The organism is Nonomuraea sp. B12E4, assembly GCF_039871825.1.
In the GTDB taxonomy this organism is placed as follows: domain Bacteria; phylum Actinomycetota; class Actinomycetes; order Streptosporangiales; family Streptosporangiaceae; genus Nonomuraea.
In genome coordinates this window covers 1-893 of the sequence record NZ_JBDPME010000095.1, presented here as the reverse complement: position 1 = coordinate 893, position 893 = coordinate 1, and the positions used below count along the sequence as shown (strand labels likewise).

At 70.0% G+C, this 893-nt stretch carries 1 protein-coding gene; it reads left to right on the top strand.

Annotation, left to right across the window (positions count from 1 at the left end):
• Positions 1-212 precede the first annotated feature (212 nt).
• A partial coding sequence (locus ABGB18_RS49375) for an SLC13 family permease (RefSeq protein ID WP_347702666.1) occupies positions 213-893 on the top strand: 681 nt, incomplete at its 3' end.

Sequence of the window (893 nt, the reverse complement as noted above, 5' to 3'; positions counted from 1 at the left end):
CTTCCCGGCGCACCGCGGCCACCCTAACAGCAACGGTGTCAAGCGAACATACGCATTTTAACGCGGGCAGCGTCGGCGGATCGGGGCGAGCACGCAGCGGGCGGCCCGGAACCCGCCTGTGCGATCTTGATAGGGCTTGATACGGTCCTTGCAGGTGCGCCGGGAAGTCTGGTCGGCAGGTCCTTGTCCCGTTGCTGCGAAGGATGTGCCCCATGCGCGCCCGCGACCTGCTCGCCGACTTCCCTGTGGTCGGTCTCGGCTCTCCCGTGATCGACGCGGCCCGGCTGCTGGCCGATCAGGATCTGCCCGGCCTCATCGTCGTCGGCGACGACGGCGCGCCGTTCACGATCCTGCCGGGGACCGGGGTGCTGCGGCTGGCCGTGCCTCGCTACTGCCTGGACGATCCGGCGCTGGCCCGGGTGGTGGACGAGGCGCACGCCGACGCCTTCCTGCGTGTGCTGGACGGCCGCACGGTGCGGGAGGCGCTACCCGAACGGCCACGCGAATTGCCGGTGACCGACCCCGACGCAACCGTGCTGGAGCCGGCGGCGCTGATGGCACGCACCCGCAGCCCGCTGGTCGCCGTCGTGGACGATGGGCGGTTGCTGGGCGCGGTGACGCTGCTGATCACCGCGGGGGCCTCGGCGCTGCTGGACAACGTGACCACGGTGCTGCTGATCGCGCCGGTGACGTTCCTGGTGTGTGAGCGGCTGGCGGTCAACCCCGTGCCTTTCCTGATCGCCGAGGCGCTGGCGTCCAACATCGGCGGCGCGGCCACCCTGGTCGGAGATCCGCCGAACATCATCATCGCCAGCCGTGCCGGGTTGAGCTTCAACGACTTCCTGGTGCACATGGCGCCGATGGTCATCGTGCTGATGGCGGTGTTCGTCGCC